Source organism: Homoserinimonas aerilata, from assembly GCF_006716125.1.
Classification (GTDB): Bacteria; Actinomycetota; Actinomycetes; order Actinomycetales; family Microbacteriaceae; genus Homoserinimonas; species Homoserinimonas aerilata.
This window is the reverse complement of the sequence record NZ_VFOM01000001.1, coordinates 1,565,415-1,586,539: the sequence shown is the minus strand read 5'-3', so window position 1 is coordinate 1,586,539 and position 21,125 is coordinate 1,565,415. Positions and strand designations below refer to the sequence as shown.

Sequence of the window (21,125 nt, the reverse complement as noted above, 5' to 3'; positions counted from 1 at the left end):
GCCGCTAGGGCGACACCCGCGCGCCACTGCGCACCATCGACCCGTCAAGCGTGCGCTTACCGGCCCGCCAGCGTGCGTGCAGGCTTGAGTCCTTCCGAGCCGCCGCAGCAGACCGTATGCATGCCTGAGAGTGCATGAGACGCTCCCGGGCTGCCACAGCTCTGCCGCCCCGCGCATGTCTCGTCCAGCGCTTGGAGACGACGAGAACGGATCCCGCCGGCACATACGAAAGCGGCCGCACCCCGGAGGATGCGGCCGCTTTCTGAAGGGCTGTGCGTGCGCTACTTGGTGAGCGCGCCCGACTGCCAGACCTGGGAGTCGACGCGCCAGTCGATCCAGCCGTTGGCGCGCTGCAGGCTGACGTTGATCTCGACCTGGTTGCCGGTCTGGGTGACCCCGAGGCAGGTGAACTGTACGCCGATCTGCACGGCGGGGTTCGGGCAGGTCACGTCGAGTGCCGTTCCGACGATCGCGGCGTCATCGGTGATCGACTGCTCGACCTCTGCCTTGAACACATCAGGCACTGCGGCGATCAGGATGCCGGGGACGGCGACGATCGAGAGCACCTGGAGGATGGCCAGCGACGCCCAGATGAGCACCGGGGTCATTCCCTTGCCGAACTCGCGGTTGGTGGCCACCGAGCGGACGATCAGGTACACGAGCGGAGTCAGGAACGCCCAGGCCCAGTGGGCCGGTGCGCGGTGGCCTGCCTGCAGGAGCGCCTTGTGATCGAAGTAGGCGAGCACGATCGAGGCCACGTAGGGCAGGCCCATGATGAGCGCCGGAACCCAGACGGGGATCGCGGCGGCACCCGAGGAGACCCCCAGAAGGATGATCACCATCTGCACGAGCGGAATGATCGCGATCGCCCAGGCGGCGGGCGTGTAGATCTGCTGCGAGGGGTCGGTGATGCGGCGCTGAGGGCGCGCGTACTCGGTGCGACGACCGTATTCGGCATCCTGTGGCACATACTGCGCCGAGGGGTTGCCTCCGTAGCCGCTCTGTCCTGCTGCGGCGAAGCCGGGCTCGGATGCGGGCGCCTGCGGGAAGCTGGGGCCGTCCGAGTAGTTGACGGAGCTGCGCGCCGGGCGCGGCTCCTGGGGAGCCGACGGCGAGATGAACTCGGCGAAGGGGTCGGCTTCGGGTGCGGCGCCGAATCCCTGCTGCGCGGCGCGTGCCTGCTCTTCTGCTGCCTGCTGGGCGGCACGAGCCTGCGCTGCTGCCTGCTGCTGGGCGCGGAACTGCGCCTCCCGCTGCTGCTGGGCAGCCTGCTCACGGGCGAAGTGCTCCTGGGCTGCTGCCTGCTGAGCGGCCTGTGCCTGCTCGCGGGCCATGCGGTCCTGCTCGTCCTGCGAGCCGAACGGCGACGGCTGGTTGCGCTCGATGTGCTGCGGCTTCGGCGGCTCGAGCTGGCGAAGCGTGGAGATGAGCTCCGCCTTCGACATCGGCGGCTGCTCGGCGGCGCCCTCCGTGGCGAGGCGCACGTACTGCTCCTCGCGGTCGCGCTGCTCCCTCTGGGAGCGACGGGACGGCAGGTCGTCGTCTGCGTAGGCCAGCGGCGGCTGGTCCTGCATGATGAGCGGAGTGCGCGCGGCCGAGGTGAACTCGGTCCACGAATGATTGTCCCACCAGCGCAGCTGGGGCAGACCCATAGGGTCCGGGTACCACCCAGCGGGCACTGTCACGGTTTCATCCTCTAGCAAGGCGCTAACCCTCTCCTCTGTGCGCACGACCGATATCGGCCATGTGCACGCATTCTTCCCCCAGTAGAACTGAATGAGCACATCCTGACTTCACACTCCCTTCACGGGAATGAGAAAGACTAGATTTGCGTCTTCGAGAATAGTAGCGGCATCAGGTGGCGCAGCGACATGGTTGTTTTTGTTCACCCCGTGAATCACTCCCGGGGGTGAGAGGGGGGCGAGGCGCTCTCCGGGCGGCTTCGAGTCGAGATCTGGCGGATGCGTCGCGACGGCGAATATGTGCCCGAACTCCCGAAATTGCGGGGCTTGTTAGGCTGTTGGAGGCAGATCCGCCACCACCAGATCAGACGATGGAGTCACTACCCGTGAACAGCACTGAAGTTCCTGAGAAGCCCGCAATGACGGTACCTGTCACCACAATTGGGGGAGGGCCCACGCGGCCTGACAGCGACTCCCTCGGCACGATGCAGGTGCCCGAGGACGCCTATTGGGGCATCCACACCGCTCGTGCACTCGAGAACTTCCCGATCACGCGCAGGCCCATCTCGGTCTATCCCGACCTGGTCAGGGCTCTCGCGCGGGTGAAGCAGGCCGCGGCACGCGCCAACCGGGAGATCGGCGTGCTCGACGCAGCCAAGGCGGATGTGATCGAGCGGGTGTGTGAGGAGATCATCGCCGGGGAGCTGCACGATCAGTTCATCGTCGGGGTCATCCAGGGCGGCGCCGGCACCTCGACCAATATGAACACGAACGAGGTGATCGCCAATCGCGCCCTCGAGATCATGGGGCACCGTCGTGGCGAGTACCAGTTCATGCATCCGATCGATGACGTGAACCGCAGCCAGAGCACCAACGACGTCTACCCGACGGCCGTGAAGCTCTCGCTCGTGTTCGGCATCAACCGCCTGCTCGAGGAGCACGCACTTCTGGCGCAGAGCTTCGCCCGCAAGGGTCATGAGTTCGCCGGCATCCTCAAGGTCGGCCGCACCCAGCTGCAGGATGCCGTGCCCATGACGCTCGGTCAGGAGTTCAACGGCTTCTCGCACACCCTCGTCGAGGACCACGACCGCCTGCGCGAGACCATCCCGCTGCTCAGTGAGATCAACATGGGTGCCACGGCCATCGGAACGGGCATCACGACCGATCCGCGCTACGCGGAGGCGGTCTGCCGTCACCTGGCCGAGATCACGGGCATCGACACCGTCACCGCGAAGGACCTCATCGAGGCCACAAGCGACGTGGGCGTGTTCATGACGGTGAGCAGCAACCTCAAGCGTGCCGCGGTCAAGCTCTCCAAGATCTGCAACGACCTTCGCCTGCTCAGCTCGGGCCCGCAGGCTGGCTTCGGCGAGATCAACCTGCCGGCGAAGCAGGCGGGTTCCTCGATCATGCCGGGCAAGGTCAACCCTGTCATCCCCGAGGTCGTCAACCAGATCGCGTACAGCATCATCGGGGCGGATGCCACGGTGACGGCCGCCGCGGAGGCCGGCCAGTTGCAGCTCAACGCCTTCGAGCCGGTCATCGCCCACAGCATCCTGCAGTCCCTCGCCTGGCTGACGAACGGATGCCGCACGCTCAGGGTGAACTGCATCGACGGCATCACCCCGAATGTGCAGCGGCTCGCAGCGCAGGTGGAGACCTCGGTGAGTGTCGTCACGGCGCTGACTCCCTACATCGGCTATGCGGCATCCGCGACCCTCGCCCACACGGCGCTCACCACGAATGCGTCGATCGCCGATCTCGTCATCGAGAACGGCTACATGACGGAGGAGGAGGTGCGGCGCGTGCTGCGGCCGGAGCGTCTCAGCGGCCTCGTGCCCGCGACGGGCGTGATCGATGTGATCACGCAGGACGATCTCGACGCGGCGGCAGCCGAACAGCGGTGACGGCGGCGGGCGGAGGGGCACAGGAGCCTCTCCGCCCGTTCCTTGTCAGTACTGGCGCCGTGACTGCTCGCCCTATGGCTGCTCGGGGCAACACTCGCAGCGGTACGGATTCCGTGTCATCCGGTGCGCCCGGCTCGACTTGGGGCACGGGGGCGGGTACCTTGTGCGACGTGAACATTTGGTGGGATGCCGCACTGTGGCTGCTGGTGCTGTGGCTGGGCGCGCTGATCTTCCAGATCGCAGACATCGGCACCGCGTGGTTCGATCTGCGCTCCGCCCGCACCGGCCGGGGGCAGCTGGCCCGCCGTCGCGTGCACGAGATCTTCTGGGTGTTGCCGCTGGCGGCGCTCCTCGCCGTGGCGCTCGCCTTCGCCATCGCGCTCAGTGCCGCCCTCGTGATCGACACCGGCTGGCAGCTGACGGCGGGCCTGCTGCTGAGTCTCGCCGTGACGGCCATCGTGTCCACGATCGCCGTCGTCATTCTGGTGCGCCTGCTCACGCGCGATGTGCTCAGCTACGGGGTGTTGCGGCTGCGCGTCAGCGATTCGAAGTCGCGCAAGGTCAGCAGGGTGGATGTCGAGGGCTGGCGGGCCGAGCTCGAGGTGATCGATCGTCGTGAGGCGGTGCGTCATGAGCGCATCGCCCGGATGCTGCGGCTGATCCCGGTCGGGCTGGCCGTGTTGGCGTTCGCCGCGGTCTGGGTGGCGGTGCTGGTGGGCCCGCTGCCCACAGGGTGGCCGGCGATTCTGGTGGTCTCGGTTGTGCCGCCGGCGGCGAGCATCCTGATGGCGGCGCGGAGTGCGCGACTGTCGCTGCGTGCGCGCGCCGAGTGGGCGATGCTGAACGGTCGCCAGCGTGAGCAGCTCGTGCAGTCGCTCGATGAGTTGGAGCGGCGCACGAACAGGGGCGTCGCGGGGCTGAGTGACCGTGTGAACAGGGCCCTGCAGATCCTGCGCGAGCAGCAGCTGTGACGGCACGGCCCGGCGGGGCTGCGCCGGCGCTCAACCCGAACCCGGTCGCCGAATCCGCTGAGCCGGTCGTCGCGGGCAGACCGCGGGGCGACCATCTGGTGTTCGTTCTGGCGATCGTGGGTTACGCCATCCTGTCGCTTCTGCTTCTGGTTCTGCTCGTGTATCTGCTGTCGCTGCTGGGGCCGGTGGCGCTCGTCTCGGCCAGTGTCATGGCGATGGTTCCTCTCGCGATCGTGCTTCTGGGCATCCGCTGGATAGACCGCTGGGAGCCGGAGCCGCCCGGCGCGCTGGTCTTCGCGTTCCTGTGGGGGGCGGCCGCGTCGATCGCGATCGCGCTGCTCTTCGACGTGGGGGCGCACATCGTGGGCGCCGTCATGGGGATCGACGATGGGTTCCCGTCGCTGCTGTTCGGGCTCGTCGTGCAGGCGCCGCTCGTGGAGGAGTTCGGCAAGGGGCTCGGCCTGCTGCTGCTGTTCTGGGTGGTGCGCCGACAGTTCGACGGCCCCGTCGATGGGGTCGTCTATGGGGCGATGATCGCCGTCGGCTTCGCATTCATCGAGAACATCCAGTACTTCGGCCTCGCGATCGGTGACGCCCAGGTTCCGGGCGATGTGGGGGAGATCTTCGTGATGCGGGGACTCATGTCGCCGTTCGCGCACGTCATGTTCACGGCCTGCACGGGCCTCGTCATCGGGTGGGCTTCCCGCAGGGCGTCGGCGTGGGGGATCGTGGGCTGGTTCCTGCTCGGGCTGCTTCCGGCGGTGCTGTTGCACGCCTTCTGGAACGGCTCGGCGCTGTTCATCGCCGACTTCTACGGCTACTACTTCCTTGTGCAGGTGCCGCTGTTCGCGATCGGCTTCGCCATCGTCTTCTTCCTGCGCAGGCAGGAACGCATCATCACCCTCCGACACCTGCAGGAGTACGCCGCGGTCGGCTGGTTCACAGACGACGAGGTGCGGATGCTCTCCACGGGCGCCGGCAGAAGGGCGGCCACCGCCTGGGCGCGCGGTCACGGCGTCGGTGCGGCCTTCTCGCGCTTCTCTCGCGCGGCGACGCGGCTCGCCTTCGCCCGGCACCGCATCGTGCTGGGGCGTGACCGTGCTGCGGCCAGATACGACGAGGGCATACTGCTCGCCGAGGTGGCCGACGCCCGCTCGCTGCTAATCGGCCCGCGCTGAGCTCGAAGGCCCCGACCTTCCCCGGTGGTACCGGACCCCACAGGATGCGGCGGGCGACGGCATCCGGGATCGCGTAGGATTGAAGGCCGGATTTAAAGGGGCTACCTGGGTGATCGACAACGGACTGGAGCATGAGCAGCGGTACGTCGCCGCGCTCTATGCGCGACTCGACGAACTGCGTGCGGAGGCGGAGGAACAACTCGCCGCCGTGCGCCGCCAGAGTGTGGGCGGCACGCATCAGAGCCGCACCGAGCGAGACACCTTCGCCCGGCTCTACGAGGACCGCATAGCGCAGCTGCGCGACGTCACGGAGCGGCTCGCCTTCGGCCGGCTCGAGCTCGACGGGGCGCCCGACGATGACGCACCGCACCGCTACATCGGCCGGATCGGCCTGCGCGACGAGGAGCAGCGGCCCGTGCTGCTCGACTGGCGGGTGCCGCAGGCGAGCGCCTTCTACCAGGCGACAGCGGCCACCCCCATGGGCGCCCGCGCGCGCCGCCACATCATCTCCAAGGGTCGCGATGTCGTACGCATCGAGGACGAGATCTTCGACGAGACGCTCCTCACCGACGGTTCGGAGCATCAGGGTGAGGGCGCGCTGCTCGCGGCGCTGAGGGCGCAGCGCACCGGTCGCATGGCCGACATCGTCGCGACCATCCAGGCGGAACAGGACCGCATCATCCGCTCGCCCCTGGCCGGTGTTCTGGTCGTGCAGGGAGGCCCCGGAACAGGCAAGACGGCCGTGGCGCTGCACCGAGCGGCCTATCTGCTCTATTCGCACAGGGACAGGCTGCGCAACTCCGGTGTGCTCATCGTCGGCCCGTCGCGCTCCTTCCTGCACTACATCGAGGCCGTGCTTCCGTCGCTCGGCGAGACCGGCGTCGTGCTGGCCAGTCTCGGGCAGCTGTTCCCCGATGAGGAGGCGACAGCCCACGATGCACCTGCCGTCGCCGAGATCAAGGGCCGAGCCTCGATGGCCGATCTCGTGGCCCGGGCGGTGCGCTCCCGGCAACGGGTTCCCGCAGAACCGCAGCCGATGAACGTGAACGGCGACACCCTCGTGCTCGACCCTGCGACGATCGCAAGCGCCATCCAGAAGGCCCGCGACTCCCGCAAACCGTACAACGAGGCCCGCGTCGTCTTCGTCAAGAACGCGCTCTCGCAGCTCACCCGGCAATGGGCAGAGCAGCTGCGCGACCAGGGCAACTCGATCGACGACAGTGACCACCCCATGCTGCGCGAGGATCTGCGCACGGCGTACGACGTGCGGGTGGCGCTCAACACGGCCTGGCTGCCGTTGACGCCGCAGAAGCTGGTGCAGGATCTCTACGCGAGGCGGCAGTGGCTGGCCGAGCTCACGCCCGGCTGGTCTCCGGAGCAGCGTGCGCTGCTGTTCCGCGAGCGCAGCGCCCCCTTCACCGTCGATGACGTGCCCCTGCTCGACGAGGCCGCAGAGCACCTTGGCGAATACGACGACGTCGACGCGGCCCGCCAACGCGAGGACAAGGCGCAGCGCAAGCGCGACATCGAGAATGCCGAGGCGGCCATCGAGAACATGCAGGTCGGCGGCATCGTCGACGCGAAGACGCTCGCCTCGAACTTCGCCGAGACCGGCGCGAGCCGCTCCACGGCAGAACGCGCCGCCGCCGACCGCAGCTGGAGCTACGGTCACATCGTCGTAGATGAGGCCCAGGAGCTCTCGCCCATGCAGTGGCGCGTGCTGCTGCGCCGCGGGCCCCTGCGCTCCTTCACGATCGTCGGCGACATCGCCCAGGCGAGCGCCGCATCCGCAGCCCCCAGCTGGAAGCGTGCCCTGCGGCCGCTTCTGGGGCGCTCGCCGGAGACCGATCGCTGGCGACTCGAGGAACTCACCGTCAACTACCGCACCCCCAGCCAGATCGCGGATGCGGCCCAGGAGTTCGCCCTCGCGCACGGCCTGCCGGTGACGCCGTCATCGTCGGTGCGAGCCAGCGAGTGGCCCGTCACCGTCGTCGACGACGTCGTGGCCGCAGTCGCCGAGGCACGGGAGGCGGATGCTGCGGGAACCATCGCCGTCATCGTGCGCCCCGACTCGCTGCGGCAGGTGCACGACCAGCTGCGGCAGGAGTTCGGCGGTGACGTGGCCTACGGGGAGGACAGCCTGCTGTCGGCCGTCGTCGTGCTCACCGCCCAGGAGTCGAAGGGTCTCGAATTCGACTCCGTCATCATCGTCGACCCGACCGGAATCGTCGCAGGGGAGCCGCGCGGCGCGAGTGCCCTGTATGTGGCCATGACGCGGGCGACGCAGCGCCTCACGCTCGTGGGTGAGCTGCCGCCGGCCCCCGCCTAGACCGGCTCCGGCGCGAGCGTCGGGTCAGCGCAGCACGAACTGCGTGATGATCGTGAAGGCCACCCAGGCGACGACGACGACCCCGCCCACGCCCAGCCAGAGCGGGGTGCGGCGCAGCCGCTGGCCGCGCGGCGCCACATAGTCGACGCCGGGGTCGCCGATGCGCTCGTCCGCGTAGCGGCGGGTCTGCCGCTGCGCCTTCTCCCCGACGGTGTCGAGGATCGTGAACACGCGCTGCATGATGGCGGGGTCGTCGATGTCGATTCCCCCGTGCGCGTACAGGAACATCCAGTCGTCGATGATCTCCACATCGAACGCGGCGCTCTCATCGATGAGCCGCGCCATGAGGTCCGGGGTGAACACGTAGAGGGCGTCCCGCTCATATTCGGCGGGGCAGTACAGCGTGAAGTACCTGTCGAAGTCGCCCTCGAGCGAGAGCACCTGGTTGCGTGAGAAGGAGATCGGCAGATTGGATGCCCCAAAGATGCCGTTGTTGCTGCGAGCGTCGAGGAGCATGTGGGGCAGCTTGCGCGGCAGGCGCAGCGCGACGTAACCCCAGTTGTGCGTCGTCTTGTTCTTGTCGGAGCCGGTCGTGTAGCGGTACCCGCTGATGTCGAGCCCCGAGGCATCCGCTCGCCTGTAGCCGCCCGTCGCCTGCCGGGACGATCCGATTCCGAAGATGACGCCCGGATAGGAGGGGGCAGCGGATGCGGCGACATAGACGAGCCCGTTGGCGGCAGCGAAGCGGGTGCGCCGCATCGTCCTCTCCCAGTGGCGGCCGCGGCCGAGGAACCAGACAGCGCCGACGATGACGCCGAAGATCGCCACAACCACGAACATGGGAATCGCGGCCTGACCGGCCGAGCCGATCATCGAATACATGATGACCGCCCAGACAGCGATGAACACGCCGATGAAGACGTAGCCGGCCACACGCGCCGTGTTGGCGCTCGCCGAGCCGCCGCGCTGCCGGGCGTCGCGACGAAACGCCGTGACCTCCTCCCGAGTGACAGGGACGAAGAGGGCGGAGTAGTCGATGGAGGGCGTCACGGCACCATTCTGTCGGCTCGGCGCGCCCCCGCGAAGCGTGACATGCTGGACGGGTGACCGTGCTGAGCGATGAGCTGCTGACCAGGATCCGGGAACGCGCCGCGGGATACGACCGCGCGAACGCGTTTCCGCACGAAGACCTCGCCGAACTGAAACAGGCCGGCTATCTTCGGATGCTCGTGCCCGCCGAACTCGGAGGGCTCGGCCTCGGGCTCGTCGAGGCGACCAGGGAGCAGGCGCGCCTCGCGGCGGCAGCCCCCGCGACGGCCCTCGCCGTGAACATGCACCTCATCTGGACGGGCGTCGCGAAGGTGCTGCGCGACAGGGGCGACACCAGCCTCGACCACGTGCTCACGGAGGCCGCAGAGGGGGAGATCTTCGCCTTCGGCATCAGCGAGCCCGGCAACGACCTGGTGCTCTTCGGCAGCTCGACGGAGGCACGACCGCTGCCCGACGGCGGCTACGCGTTCACCGGAACAAAGATCTTCACCAGTCTCGCCCCCGTCTGGACCCGGCTCGGGGTCTTCGGCCTCGACAGCGAATCGGCAGACGCGCCCAAACTCGTGCACGCCTTCCTCGAACGCGGTGACGGCATCGAGACGCTCGACGACTGGGACACGATCGGCATGCGCGCCACCCAGAGCAACACCACGAGACTGCACGGGGCGGTCGCCGCGGCAGACCGCGTGTTCGGCCGCCGCGAGACCGGACCGAGCGGGCATCCGCTGGTCTTCGCCATCTTCACCAACTTTCTTCTGCTCGTCTCCTCCGTGTATGTGGGGGTCGGCCAGCGTGCGCTCGAGCTCGGGGTGGAGGCGGCCCGCTCGCGCCGCTCCGCCAAAACGGGCCAGAGCGGCGACCAGAACCCGGACACCCGCTGGAAGCTCGCCGACGCCGCCATCGCGCAGGATGCGATCGTGCCGCAGCTCGACGCGCTCGCCCGCGACGTTGACGAGAAGGCCGACCGCGGTGACCAATGGTTCCGGGCGCTCACCGGCATGAAGCTGAGGGCCACACAGAACGCCCGCTACATGGTCGAGCAGGCGGTGCGGGTGGCCGGCGGCTCCTCCTACCGCAACTCGAGCGAACTCGGCAGGCTCTACCGTGACGTGCTCGCCGGCGGGTTCCACCCGAGCAACGAAGATTCGGTGCACTCCACCGTGGCGACAGCCCTGCTTGGGCCGATCGCAGACTGAGACGACAGAAAGAGGATGCTCATGGGCGACGACATCGTGGAGATCGACGAGGCGGCGATCGCCTGGTCGGAACCGCAGGAGACGCTGAGGGAGCGCCCCCTCGTTCTGCTGCTGCACGGGCGGGGATCGCACGAGCTCGACCTGCTCAGCCTCGTGCCCCACCTCGTGCCCGGAGCCGTGTACGCATCGCTGCGGGCACCCCATCCGTTCCCGGGCGGCAACGGCTACACCTGGTTTCCTCCGGCGGAGCCCGGCCTGCCCGATCCGGCCGCGGTGCTCGCCGCCACGCGCGGTATTCTCGCCTGGCTCGACCGTGTCTCTCCCGTCGGCCGCGTCGCATCCGTCGGCTTCAGCCAGGGTGGGGCATTGACGACCCACCTCATGCGCACTGAGCCGGAACGCTTCGCCGCGTTCGTGAACCTGTCCGGCTTCGCCGTGCGCGGGGAGGCTCCGGCCGACGACCGCCTGGCCGAGCTGCGCCCGCGCATGTTCTGGGGGCGTGACGCCGCCGACCCCGTCATCACGGCGGGCGCGATCGACTTCACCGAGCAGTGGCTGCCGGGTCACTCCACCCTTCGGGCGGAACTGTACCCGGGAGTGGGGCACGGCATCTCGGCGGACGAGATCGTCGATGTGCGCGAGTTCCTCGCGGCGACCCTGTTCCCGGCCGGCGGCGCCTGAAGCGCATCCGTCGCTCTGAGGGGTTTTCGGCGATTCGAGCCCGCAATCGCATCCTCGGACCGCCGAAAACGACTCGCGACGGCGGATGCGGGGCATCCGGTGACAGGACCGGTTAAAGGACTCATCGCCCGGCGCGGCACTTGGTGCGGCACTTCCGGGCGATGAGTTGATCTGCCTCCAGCATGCGACGACCGCCCGCAGGTGTCAAGGCCTGTTCGCCGGACTTAGGATTCGCACATAGCGGAGCAGCGGTCACCCGAGGCATCCCACAATGAGGGGATGGCGCTGGGGGCCGCGAAGAGGCAAGCTGAAGCAGCGGTGCCCATGGTGGGCGGCGGGGATCGGCCGCAGACAGGTGGCGGAACAGGGCGCGATGAGCGGCAGCGATGCGCTGAACAGTCGACGGGGTGATCAGCAGGGTGGACGCCCTGCCGGCGGAACGCCCGCGGCGAGCGCCATAGAGGAGTTCCTGAGAGCTCAGGATGCTGTGCCTGCACGATCACGCTGGGCGCGCTTTGTGGGTCACAGCCCGCTGAGCGAAGCGAGCCGCCCCCGTTTCTGGGGTGCGCTGGGCGAGCTCGAGGTCGCGCGCGCCCTCGATGAGCTCGGCGCGGAGTGGACGCTGCTCTACTCGGTGCCGGAATCCGCCGATGGGGCCGGCGTCGACCATGTGGCGATCGGCCCGGGCGGCGTCTTCACGATCATGACGGAGAACACCTCCGGCCAGTCCGTCTGGATCTCGGGGCGCACGGCGATCGTCTCGGGCCACCGCCAACCCTTCGTGCGTGACGTCGAGCTGGGGATGGGGCGGGCGGAGGCCCTGCTCTCCGCCGCGACCGGCTCGGAGGTTGAGGTCGTCGGCATTCTCGCCCTCGTCGACCCGGAGACGCTCGCCGTGAGGGAACTGCCCCGCGATGTCGTCGTGCTCCACTCTGCGCGTCTGTCGCGGTGGCTGTCGCGCAGGCCGACCGTGCTCGATGCGGACAGCATCCAGGCGATGGCCCAGGCCGCGGCGGGGGAGCGTCACTGGCGGCAGCATCCGCCCGTCATCGGAGAGGTCGCCGAACAGCGCGTGAGATTCGAGACACTGCGTCGCGATGTCGTGCGGGCTCGGCTCGTGCGGCAGCTGTGGCTGCTCACCGCGGCGCTGCTCGTGACCGGCGCGATCGTCGCTGTCGGCTTCGCCCAGCTCGCCGCCGGATGAGCGTGGAGGGCGGGTCAGCGCCCTCGTAGCGCGCCGGCAGCGACGAGTCGCTTCGGAAGCCAGCCAGCGAACCACACGATGATCTTGTAGCGCAGCGACGGCACCACGACGGCCCTGCCACGGGATGCCGCCCGAAGGGCCGAGCGTACGACACGGGGTGCGTCCAGCCACAGCGGTTCGGGGATGTTGTCGGTGCGGGCGTTCATGCGCTGATGGAATTCGGTGCGCACGAAGCCCGGCGCGACCGCCGTCACCGTGACGCCGCGGCGCCGATAGTGGATGTTCGCCCAGCGGCTGAAGCTCAGCACCCAAGCCTTCGCTGCACCGTATGTTCCGCGCGGCGTGTAGCCGGCGACGCTCGCCACGGAGATGATCGTGCCGCTGCTACGCGCGAGCATCTGCTGCAGGGCGGCATGCGCGAGCCGCATGGGCGCCGCGACGAGGAGGTCGAGGTGCCGCTGCTCGTCGCCGACAGGGTTCGCGTCGAACGGCGGGGTGAGCCCGAAGCCGGCATTGTTGACGAGCACGGTCACCGGATGCTCCGTGGCCGAGAGCCGCGCCTCGACGGTGGCGAGCTGGGCCCTGTCACTCAGATCGGCGGGAAGGATCTGCGCGACGACGCCGAATTCGCCAGCCAGGGCATCCGCCGTCTGCTGCAGACGCTGCGCATCGCGCGCGACGAGTACGAGGTCATGGCCGGATGCCGCGAGCTGGCGGCAGAATTCGAGGCCGAGACCCGCGGTCGCGCCGGTGACGAGTGCGAGATCGCGGTGACTGTGCATGCTGCCCACGTTAGCCGTCGGCACGCTCGGCGCGTCGCTGGTCGCGCTCGGCGTCGGATGCGGCGGCCTCGTCGGGCGTCGGCGCGGTGCCGCCGAGGTGACGTGGCTGCCACCAGGCACCTGCGCCGTCTGCCGGGTAGTTCTCCTGCGCGGAGTCGACCATGCCCTGCAGCAGGGTGCGCAGTGCGGCGGTGACCTCGCGCGGGTCACTGTCGGCCGCGACGCTGATGGGCGCACCGAAGGTGAAGCTGATGGGAACCCCGAAGCGTTCGGATGCCCTGATCCTGCGATTCTTCGTGAGCAGGCGGTGGCCGCCCCACACGGCGACCGGGATGATGGGCACCCCCGCCTCCGCGGCGAGGCGTGCCGCCCCCGTCTTGAGTTCGCGCACCGTGAACGATGCGCTCACGCCCGCCTCGGGAAAGACGCCGAGCAGTTCACCGGAGCGCAGCGCGGCCACGGCATCGGCGTAGGCGGCGGCGCCCGCCTTCATGTCGACCGAGATGTGGCGCATGCCGCGCAGCAACCAGCCGACGACGGGCTTGTCGAATGCACCCTTCTTGGCCATGAAGCGGATGCGGCGGCGATTGTGCAGCCACGTCACCCATTCGACGAGCGCGAAGTCGAGATAGCCGAAGTGTGTCATCGCGAGCACGGCGCCGCCCTGCTCGGGGATGTTCGCGGCCCCTGTGACGCTCGGCTTGAGCCTCCAGAAGCCGAACAGGCTCCTGCCTGCGACTATCGCGCTCGTGTAGATCGGTTCGCTCTTCTTCACGCTTCAATCGTAATCCGAGTAACTGCTAGACTCTTGAGGTTGCCGTGAAGACGGCCGCGGATAAAGAGAGCCGGCACATCCTGTGACCGGCACCGCGCAACGAGAGAAAGGGGATCCCATCTATGGCACTCGAAGCAGACGTCAAGAAGGCGATCATCGACGAGTACGCAACCCACCCAGGTGACACGGGTTCCCCCGAGGTTCAGGTCGCGATGCTGACGCGTCGCATCAAGGACCTCACGGAGCACCTCAAGGACCACAAGCACGACCACCACTCGCGCCGCGGGCTCCTTCTCCTGGTCGGCCAGCGCCGCCGACTGCTCGGCTACCTGCAGGATGTCGACATCAACCGTTACCGCTCGCTCATCGAGCGTCTCGGCCTGCGTCGATAACTCCTCCCGAAGTCGAGTCGTCGATTCCCCGCACAGGGGATCATCGATGACACCGCGAACTTCTTGGACGGGCCGTCACCTTCGGGTGGCGGCCCGTTTCGCATTCCCCGGATGCCGGGAGCTGGAATCAGGGCACGAATTCAGTCGCCCGCGTCGGCCCTCTTCTGCGATTCTCTCCGCGCGCCGGTGTCGTCGGCGTCGCGCACGCGGTCGAGCAGTTCCCGCCAGGGGCCGACGAGTTTCGTCTCGGGGATGGTGGTCTGTCGCTCGTTGCAGCGCACCCTGTAGATGTAGCGATCCGCCTCTCCTGTGGCGGCGTCGTCGCCCTGCCAGGGCAGGCGCTCGATGAGCTGGTGCCATTCATCGGCGTCGGGGCGGGTGTCGACCTGCACCGTCCACACCCTGGTGAGGCCCGCGAAGCCGCCGCTGCGGGTGATCGTGATCGTCATCATCCGAAATCGACTCCCACCGAACGCCAGCCCTCGACGACGGCACGATGCTCGGCGGAGTCGTCGCCGTGCAGTGTGCGGGCCGCCTGGGCGGTGGCGGATGCGAAGCCGACGAAGTCGGTGCGGCTCGGCAGCCCGCCGGTGAGGGTGGCGTACCAGATGGTGCCCGCCCGCTCCCAGGCGTTGCCGCCGAGAGCGAGAGCGGCGAGCGCGAAGGCGCGATTCGGGATGCCCGAGTTGAGGTGCACGCCTCCGTTGTCGTCGCGCGTCGCGATGTAGCCGTCCATGTGCGCGGGCTGCGGGTCTCGGCCGATGACGTCGTCGTCGTAGGCGGTGCCGGGCTCGAGCATGGAGCGCAGCGCACGCCCCTGCACCTCCTCGGTGAAGAGGCCTTCTCCTATCAGCCAGCTCGCGGCATCCGCCTGCTGTCCGAGCGTGAACTGTTCGACGAGCGCGCCGAACACATCGGAGATCGACTCGTTCAACGCCCCGGATTGCCCTTCGTAGATGAGGCCGGCCGTGTGCTGGGTGACGCCGTGCGCGAGTTCGTGGCCTATGACGCTGAGGGATGCGGTGAAGCGGCCGAAGACCTCGCCGTCGCCGTCTCCGAACACCATTCGGCTGCCGTCCCAGAACGCGTTGTCGTAGTCGCGGCCGTAGTGCACTGTTCCGTGCAGGGGCATGTTCCTGCCATCGACCGACAGCCGGCCGAGCGCATCCGAGAAGAAGCGGTGGCAGGAGCCGAGGCCGTCGTAGGCCTCGTTGACGGTCACATCGTCGACGGGATCGGATGCTTCGGCGCGCACCTCTCTGCCCGGCAGCTCCGTCAGATTGCCCGCGTCGAAGACGACGCGATGCGGTCGGGCGTCACGTGTGACGGTCGCCGGGGCATCCGGTGCCTGCCGGATGCCTTCGCGCAGTTGTTCGCAGCGCACGGCCCGCAGGGGGTCGTCGTGCAGGAGGGAGCGCCGTGCCGCCTCGGCGGCCGCTCCGAAGCGGGAGTCGCCGGCCTGGGCGATGCGGGCCAGTAGATAGGGCGGTACGATCGCGCAGCGCATGTCCTGATACTGCCACCTGCGGCTGTCAATGCACGGGGAGTTCTGGCTGTCTGAAATTCATGGGAATAACCGCGGCCAGAGCGCGTTATGCTGGATATACATGCAAACGCATTGAAATAGAAGGAGTCCAGGATGACCAACGCGATGCAGTTCGGCATCTTCAGTGTCGGAGACATCACCACCGACCCGACCACAGGCCACACGCCGACGGACGCTTCGCGCCTGCAGGACGTGCTGACCATCGCCCAGCACGCAGAAGATGTCGGACTCGACGTCTTCGCGATGGGCGAGCACCACAACCCGCCGTTCTTCCCCTCCAGCCCCGTCGCCATCAACAGCTGGCTGGCCGCCAAGACCGAGAAGCTCATCCTCTCGACCGCGACCACGCTCATCACCACCAACGACCCCGTGCGCCTCGCCGAGGACTACGCCGTGCTGCAGCACCTCTCTGGTGGCCGCATGGACCTCACACTCGGCCGCGGCAACACCGGCCCCGTCTACCCCTGGTTCGGCGAGGACATCCGTCAGGGCATCCCGCTCGCGCTCGAGAAGTACGCGCTGCTGCGCCGCCTGTGGCGTGAGGACTACGTCGACTGGGAGGGCGAGTTCCGCACCCCGCTGCAGGGCTTCCAGTCCACGCCGCGCCCGCTCGACGGTGTGCCGCCCTTCGTCTGGCACGGCAGCATCCGCAGCCCCGAGATCGCCGAGCAGGCCGCCTACTACGGTGACGGTTTCTTCTCGAACCACATCTTCTGGCCGGGCAGCCACACCGCCAAGATGGTCGGCTTCTACCGTCAGCGCTTCGAGCACTACGGTCACGGCACCGCGGCCCAGGCGATCGTCGGCCTCGGTGGGCAGGCGTTCATGCGCAAGAACTCGCAGGACGCCGTCAACGAGTTCCGCCCGTACTTCGACCAGGCGCCGGTCTACGGCAACGGGCCGAGCCTCGAGGAGTTCTCCTCGCAGACCCCGCTGACCGTCGGCAGCCCGCAGCAGGTCATCGACCGCACACTCGGCTTCCGCGACTACGTCGGCGACTACCAGCGCCAGCTCTGGCTCATGGACCACGCCGGGCTTCCGCTGAAGACCGTGCTCGAGCAGCTCGACCTGCTCGGCGGCGAGGTCGTTCCCGTGCTGCGCAAGGAGTTCGCGAACAACCGTCCGACGAATGTTCCGGATGCGCCCACGCACGACGCGCTCGTGGCTGCGGCGGCAACATCCGCAGTCGTCGACGCAGCAGAGAAGGCAGAAGAGACCGTGGAGGCACAGCGATGACCGAGAACAGAGCACGCAGGATCGCCGTCGTATCGGCGGGGCTCAGCAAGCCGTCGTCGACTCGGATGCTCGCAGACAGGATCGCGGACTCCACCGTCGCCAGGCTCGAGGAGCAGGGCTTCGATGTCACGGTCGACACCTTCGAGCTGCGCGACACGGCACAGGATGTGACCAACAACATGCTCACCGGCTTCCCGAGCCCGAAGCTCGAGGACGTCATCGAGAAGGTCACCACCGCCGACGGCCTGATCGTCGTCACGCCGGTCTTCACCACGAGCTACAACGGCCTGTTCAAGTCGTTCTTCGACGTGATCGACAACCAGGCCCTCGTCGACATGCCGGTCGTCATCGGCGCGACCGCGGGAACGGCACGGCATTCGCTTGTGCTCGACTACGCCCTTCGCCCGCTGTTCACCTACCTGCACTCGGTCGTCACGCCGACCGGCGTCTTCGCGGCATCCGCCGACTGGGGCGACAGCGGAGACAAGGTCAAGACGCTGCACGACCGTGTCGAGCGCGCCGCGGGCGAGCTCTCAGCGCTCGTCGCCGTGTCGACCCGCTCCACCGAGGTGCGCGACCCGTTCGCGCTCGACGCATCGTTCAGCCCGACAGGCGCGTACGTCATCGACTGAGTTGTCGGGGGGTCTGGGTTTCGAGACGACCTCGTTCCTCGCTCCTCAACCCGCGGGAAACCTCGCTGGTTGAGGAGCGAGGAACGAGCGTCTCGAAACCTCGCCCGCGATCGACCTCAGCCCGCGGGAAACCTCGCTGGTTGAGGAGCGAGGAACGAGCGTCTCGAAACCTCGCCCGCGATCGACCTCAGCCCGCAGCTATTCCGCGTCGTCGCCGAACTCGATGAGTTCGGCGGCCTTGCGCAGCACGCCCACGAGCCACTCGATGGCGGGGTCGTCGTTCTTCGACGGATGCCAGTGGGCCGCCTCGATGAGCGTCGACGCGTTGAGAGGCGTCTCGGCGATCGTGAGTCCGAGACTCTCGCGGTGCAGCAGCGCGAGCCGCTCCGGAACGTGACCGATCATGGCGGTTCCGCTCACCATGAACGGCACGGGCAGGAAGCCCTGCACACTCACCCCGACCTTCGGCGCGATCCCCGCCGATGAGAGCATGTCGTCGACGTGGGTGAGCGCGAGTTCGCCGAAGTTGCTCATGACGTGCCGCAGTTCGGCCAGATCGGCGAGCGAGAGCGCGCCCTCGCGTAGTCGCGGATTGCGGGCATCCGCTATGCAGACGAATCGATCGCTGAACAGTGACTGGCGTTTTCCGGGGACCCCACGCCCCGTTCCTGTGACGAAGACGTCGCGGCGCAGGAGGTCGTTGGGTGAGACGATCTGTTCCGTTGGCAGCGCCTCGAAGCTCACACCCGTGCCGGGCGCCTGCTGGCCCAGCAGCTCGAGCAGCGGCGCCGTCATGACGGAGAGCACATAGTCGGAGGCTGAGACGAGGAAGGTGCGGGTGCTCGTCTCGGGGTCGAACGTCGGCAGCACCTCGAGTGTTCGGGCGATCTCGGCCATCGCCTCCTCGACGACGGGGAGGAGCGCTTCGGCCTTCGGCGTGAGCTCATAGCTTCGACCCGTGCGTACGAGCAGCGGGTCGTCGTACTGCTGCCGCAGCCGCGCCAGTGCGCCGCTGACGGCGGGTTGGGTCATGCCGATGAGTTCGCCGGCCCTGGTCAGGTTCTTCTCGCTGAGGATCGCGTCGAGCACGACGATCAGGTTCGAATCGACTCTGTGGAGATCGGGCACGGCGCTGCGCTTCCTTCTGCGGCCGCGGTGGTGTTGCCGCTGGTGCCGCCTCATCAAGTCTAGGTCGCGGATGCTCAGGCGCGCGGCATTGCTCCTGCCCACACCGAGCGCACATTGGTGAATTCGCGGATGCCCTCGACCGAGAGCTCCCGGCCGTAGCCGCTGAGTTTGACGCCACCGAATGGCAGCCGCGGGTCGGAGACGACGACGCCGTTGACGAAGAGCGCTCCCGATTCGATGCCGAGGCCGAGGTCGATGCCGGCCTGCATGTCCGCGGTCCAGACGCTGGCGGCGAGCCCGTACTGTGAGTCGTCGGCGAGTTCGATCGCGTGTGCCGGGCTGTCGGCTCTGACGAGCGCGAGAACGGGCCCGAAGGTCTCCTCGCGGAATACCGGCATGTCGGGGGTGACGTCGGCGAGCACCGTCGGCGCGTAGTAGTTGCCCGGTCCGTCGATGCGGTACCCACCTGTGACGAGGCGTGCGCCCATGGCGATCGACTCCTGTACCTGGCGGTCGATGTCGTCGATGAACGAGGGCTTGGCGAGCGGGCCGATCTGGGTCGCGTCGTCGAGCGGTTCGCCGATCTTCAGCGCTTCGACGGCGGTCTTGAGACCCGCCTCGAACCTGTCGATGACGTCGCCTTCGACGATGAAACGTTTGGCGCACAGGCAGCTCTGGCCGGTGTTGACGAAGCGTGCGCGCACGGCGAGCGGTGTCACGGCGGCGATGTCGGCGTCGGCGAGGATGACGAATGGGTCGGATCCGCCCAGCTCGAGCACCGTCTTCTTGAGGGCGCGACCTGCGGCTTCGGCGACGGATGCTCCGGCCTTCTCACTTCCGGTGAGGGTGACGGCGGCGACGCGGACGTCTGCGATGATCTCGTTCACGAGGCTGTGGTCGGCGAGTACGAGGGTGCGCAGCAGGCCCTTCGGGTAGCCGGCGCGCTCGAACAGGCTCTCGATCGCGAGGGCGGAGCCCGTCACATTGGAGGCGTGCTTGAGCAGCCCGCCGTTGCCCGCGGTCAGCGTCGGCGCGGCGAAGCGGATGACCTGCCAGTACGGGAAGTTCCAGGGCATGACGGCGAGTACGACGCCGAGCGGTTCGTAGGCAACGAACGAGGTCGCCGCCTCCGTCTCGACGGCCTTGGGGGAGAGGAACTCCTCCGCATGATCGGCGTAGAAGTCGCACGTTGTCGCGCACTTGAGCACTTCTGCCCGAGCCTCGGTGACGGGCTTGCCCATCTCTCGGCTGATCAGCGTCGCATGGTCTTCGACCTCGTCGCGCAGCATCCGGGCCACGTTTCTGAGCAGTTCACTGCGTTCGGCGAGTGAGGTCGTGCGCCAGGCGCGCTGGGCTGCGAGCGTCTCGCTGAGGGCTGCGTCGAGTTCGTCGCGGTCGAGGGCGGGAACGCTGCCGAGAGAATCGCCGGTGCTGGGGTCGATGAGGGCGATGGATGCTGAGGTCATGGTGATTCCTTGGGCTGGCGCCGGCTCCATGCGGGCGGCACGGGCACTCCCGTGCTGGTCTGAGGGCTGATGCGGTTGGTGAGGGTTCCGAGGCCCTGAACGGTGATGCTGATGACGTCGCCGACTGTGAGGGGCGGCGGGTCCTGCCTGCCGGCACGACCCCACAGCTCCGCGAGGGAGCCGGATGCGCAGGTTCCGGTCGCGAGCACGTCGCCCGCTCCGACCCAGGCATCGCGGGAGGCGTGCGAGACGAGCTCTTCGAAGGTCCAGGACAGGTTCGAGAGCCTGTCGCTGCCGGTCTGAACGCCGTTGATGGTGACGCTCATCTCGAGATCGAGTCGCCCATCCGCGAGCCGGAACTTCTCCAGCTCGTCGGGCGTCGTGATCCATGGGCCCAGCGTGTTCGCGAAGTCCTTGCCCTTCGACGGGCCGAGGCCGACCTGCATCTCACGGCCCTGGATGTCGCGGGCAGACCAGTCGTTGAAGATCGCGTAGCCGACGATGTGCTCGCGTGCCTGCTCTGGCGTGACGTCACGGGCTGCGGTGCCCACGATCGCGGCGACCTCGACCTCGTAGTCGAGCGCCTTCGTGAGCGGCGGCATGGGGATGTCGGCGCCCGGTGCGGTCAGCGACCACGGGTTCATGAAGAGGAAGGCCGGGGCCTCGTACCAGGCCTCGGGAACACTGCCGTCGCCCGGCTCTGCCTTCTTCATGCCCGTGATGTGCGCCTCGAACGCCACGAAGTCGCGCATGGCCCGCGGCTCGATGGGTGGCAGGAAGCGCACATCCTCGAGGGGAACCCGGTGGTGGCGTCCCGCGCTCGCCTGGAGGCGGTACTGCGCATCCAGGGGAAGGTTCAACGTCTCGAGGACATCGGTTCCGTCCGGCAGGGAGTTGACCTTGCCGTGGTTCACGATTCCCACGTGTGGGAATCCGTTGTGCTCGTACCGGGCGATCTTCATGGTGAGGG

19 protein-coding genes are annotated in these 21,125 nt (G+C 68.1%); 10 read left to right on the top strand and 9 right to left on the bottom strand.

Annotation, left to right across the window (positions count from 1 at the left end):
• Positions 1-281: 281 nt before the first annotated feature.
• Complete coding sequence (locus tag FB562_RS07520; RefSeq protein WP_281284319.1) at positions 282-1,679, bottom strand: DUF2510 domain-containing protein; 1,398 nt, start codon at positions 1,677-1,679, stop codon at positions 282-284.
• A 422-nt stretch (positions 1,680-2,101) separates the two neighbouring features.
• Between FB562_RS07520 and FB562_RS07515 the strand changes: the two genes are divergently transcribed.
• The 4 genes from FB562_RS07515 (at position 2,102) to FB562_RS07500 (ending at position 8,067) form a co-directional block, all read left to right on the top strand.
• Complete coding sequence (locus FB562_RS07515) at positions 2,102-3,589, top strand: aspartate ammonia-lyase (protein ID WP_141880537.1); 1,488 nt, start codon at positions 2,102-2,104, stop codon at positions 3,587-3,589.
• Between the two features lie 170 nt (positions 3,590-3,759).
• Positions 3,760-4,560 carry a hypothetical protein gene (locus tag FB562_RS07510; RefSeq protein WP_141880536.1) on the top strand — a complete coding sequence of 267 codons (801 nt, stop codon included), beginning with the start codon at positions 3,760-3,762 and terminating at the stop codon, positions 4,558-4,560.
• Complete coding sequence (locus tag FB562_RS07505) at positions 4,557-5,738, top strand: PrsW family intramembrane metalloprotease (RefSeq protein ID WP_141880535.1); 1,182 nt, start codon at positions 4,557-4,559, stop codon at positions 5,736-5,738. Before FB562_RS07510 ends, FB562_RS07505 begins: the two co-directional genes overlap by 4 nt.
• Before the next feature lie 109 nt (positions 5,739-5,847).
• A complete protein-coding gene (locus FB562_RS07500; protein ID WP_141880534.1) occupies positions 5,848-8,067 on the top strand; it encodes a UvrD-helicase domain-containing protein in 2,220 nt (739 codons plus the stop codon).
• A gap of 24 nt (positions 8,068-8,091) precedes the next feature.
• On the opposite strand, the gene FB562_RS07495 is transcribed toward FB562_RS07500, so the two are convergent.
• Positions 8,092-9,117 (bottom strand): hypothetical protein, encoded by a 1,026-nt coding sequence (locus FB562_RS07495; protein WP_141880533.1) that lies wholly within the window; start codon positions 9,115-9,117, stop codon positions 8,092-8,094.
• A gap of 53 nt (positions 9,118-9,170) precedes the next feature.
• Here FB562_RS07495 and FB562_RS07490 point away from each other — a divergent pair, with 53 nt between their 5' ends.
• From FB562_RS07490 to FB562_RS07480, 3 genes are all read left to right on the top strand, one after another.
• Positions 9,171-10,313, top strand: a complete 1,143-nt coding sequence (locus tag FB562_RS07490; RefSeq protein WP_141880532.1) for an acyl-CoA dehydrogenase family protein — start codon at positions 9,171-9,173, stop codon at positions 10,311-10,313.
• Between the two features lie 21 nt (positions 10,314-10,334).
• Positions 10,335-10,994, top strand: coding sequence for an alpha/beta hydrolase (locus FB562_RS07485; RefSeq protein WP_185740478.1), 660 nt, complete (start codon positions 10,335-10,337; stop codon positions 10,992-10,994).
• Between the two features lie 373 nt (positions 10,995-11,367).
• Positions 11,368-12,198: a nuclease-related domain-containing protein gene (locus FB562_RS07480; RefSeq protein ID WP_185740477.1), complete on the top strand. Its 831-nt coding sequence runs from the start codon at positions 11,368-11,370 to the stop codon at positions 12,196-12,198.
• A gap of 14 nt (positions 12,199-12,212) precedes the next feature.
• On the opposite strand, the gene FB562_RS07475 is transcribed toward FB562_RS07480, so the two are convergent.
• Both FB562_RS07475 and FB562_RS07470 read right to left on the bottom strand, forming a co-directional pair.
• A complete protein-coding gene (locus FB562_RS07475) occupies positions 12,213-12,980 on the bottom strand; it encodes an SDR family NAD(P)-dependent oxidoreductase (RefSeq protein WP_141880529.1) in 768 nt (255 codons plus the stop codon).
• Between the two features lie 10 nt (positions 12,981-12,990).
• The gene (locus tag FB562_RS07470) at positions 12,991-13,755 is read right to left on the bottom strand and encodes a lysophospholipid acyltransferase family protein (protein ID WP_246081382.1); all 765 of its coding nucleotides are present in this window, start codon (positions 13,753-13,755) and stop codon (positions 12,991-12,993) included.
• A 122-nt stretch (positions 13,756-13,877) separates the two neighbouring features.
• Here FB562_RS07470 and rpsO point away from each other — a divergent pair, with 122 nt between their 5' ends.
• A complete protein-coding gene (gene rpsO, locus FB562_RS07465; protein ID WP_141880528.1) occupies positions 13,878-14,147 on the top strand; it encodes a 30S ribosomal protein S15 in 270 nt (89 codons plus the stop codon).
• Positions 14,148-14,287: 140 nt separating this feature from the next.
• Here the strand turns inward: rpsO and FB562_RS07460 are convergent, their stop codons facing one another.
• Entirely contained in the window at positions 14,288-14,596 is a 309-nt protein-coding gene (locus tag FB562_RS07460) for a protealysin inhibitor emfourin (protein WP_141880527.1), read from the bottom strand.
• On the bottom strand, positions 14,596-15,654 hold the full coding sequence (locus FB562_RS07455) for a M4 family metallopeptidase (RefSeq protein WP_141880526.1): 1,059 nt from the start codon (positions 15,652-15,654) through the stop codon (positions 14,596-14,598). The genes FB562_RS07460 and FB562_RS07455 overlap by 1 nt, the downstream gene beginning before the upstream one ends.
• Positions 15,655-15,798: 144 nt before the next feature.
• Between FB562_RS07455 and FB562_RS07450 the strand changes: the two genes are divergently transcribed.
• Together FB562_RS07450 and FB562_RS07445 are read left to right on the top strand one after the other, a co-directional pair.
• On the top strand, positions 15,799-16,929 hold the full coding sequence (locus FB562_RS07450) for an LLM class flavin-dependent oxidoreductase (protein WP_141881135.1): 1,131 nt from the start codon (positions 15,799-15,801) through the stop codon (positions 16,927-16,929).
• On the top strand, positions 16,926-17,561 hold the full coding sequence (locus tag FB562_RS07445; RefSeq protein ID WP_141880525.1) for an FMN reductase: 636 nt from the start codon (positions 16,926-16,928) through the stop codon (positions 17,559-17,561). The genes FB562_RS07450 and FB562_RS07445 overlap by 4 nt, the downstream gene beginning before the upstream one ends.
• Positions 17,562-17,759: 198 nt before the next feature.
• On the opposite strand, the gene FB562_RS07440 is transcribed toward FB562_RS07445, so the two are convergent.
• The 3 genes from FB562_RS07440 to FB562_RS07430 form a co-directional block, all read right to left on the bottom strand.
• Positions 17,760-18,689 (bottom strand): LysR family transcriptional regulator, encoded by a 930-nt coding sequence (locus tag FB562_RS07440; RefSeq protein ID WP_185740476.1) that lies wholly within the window; start codon positions 18,687-18,689, stop codon positions 17,760-17,762.
• Positions 18,690-18,763: 74 nt separating this feature from the next.
• Positions 18,764-20,155 (bottom strand): NAD-dependent succinate-semialdehyde dehydrogenase, encoded by a 1,392-nt coding sequence (locus FB562_RS07435; RefSeq protein ID WP_141880523.1) that lies wholly within the window; start codon positions 20,153-20,155, stop codon positions 18,764-18,766.
• Complete coding sequence (locus FB562_RS07430) at positions 20,152-21,117, bottom strand: fumarylacetoacetate hydrolase family protein (RefSeq protein ID WP_141880522.1); 966 nt, start codon at positions 21,115-21,117, stop codon at positions 20,152-20,154. Before FB562_RS07430 ends, FB562_RS07435 begins: the two co-directional genes overlap by 4 nt.
• Between the last annotated feature and the right edge of the window lie 8 nt (positions 21,118-21,125).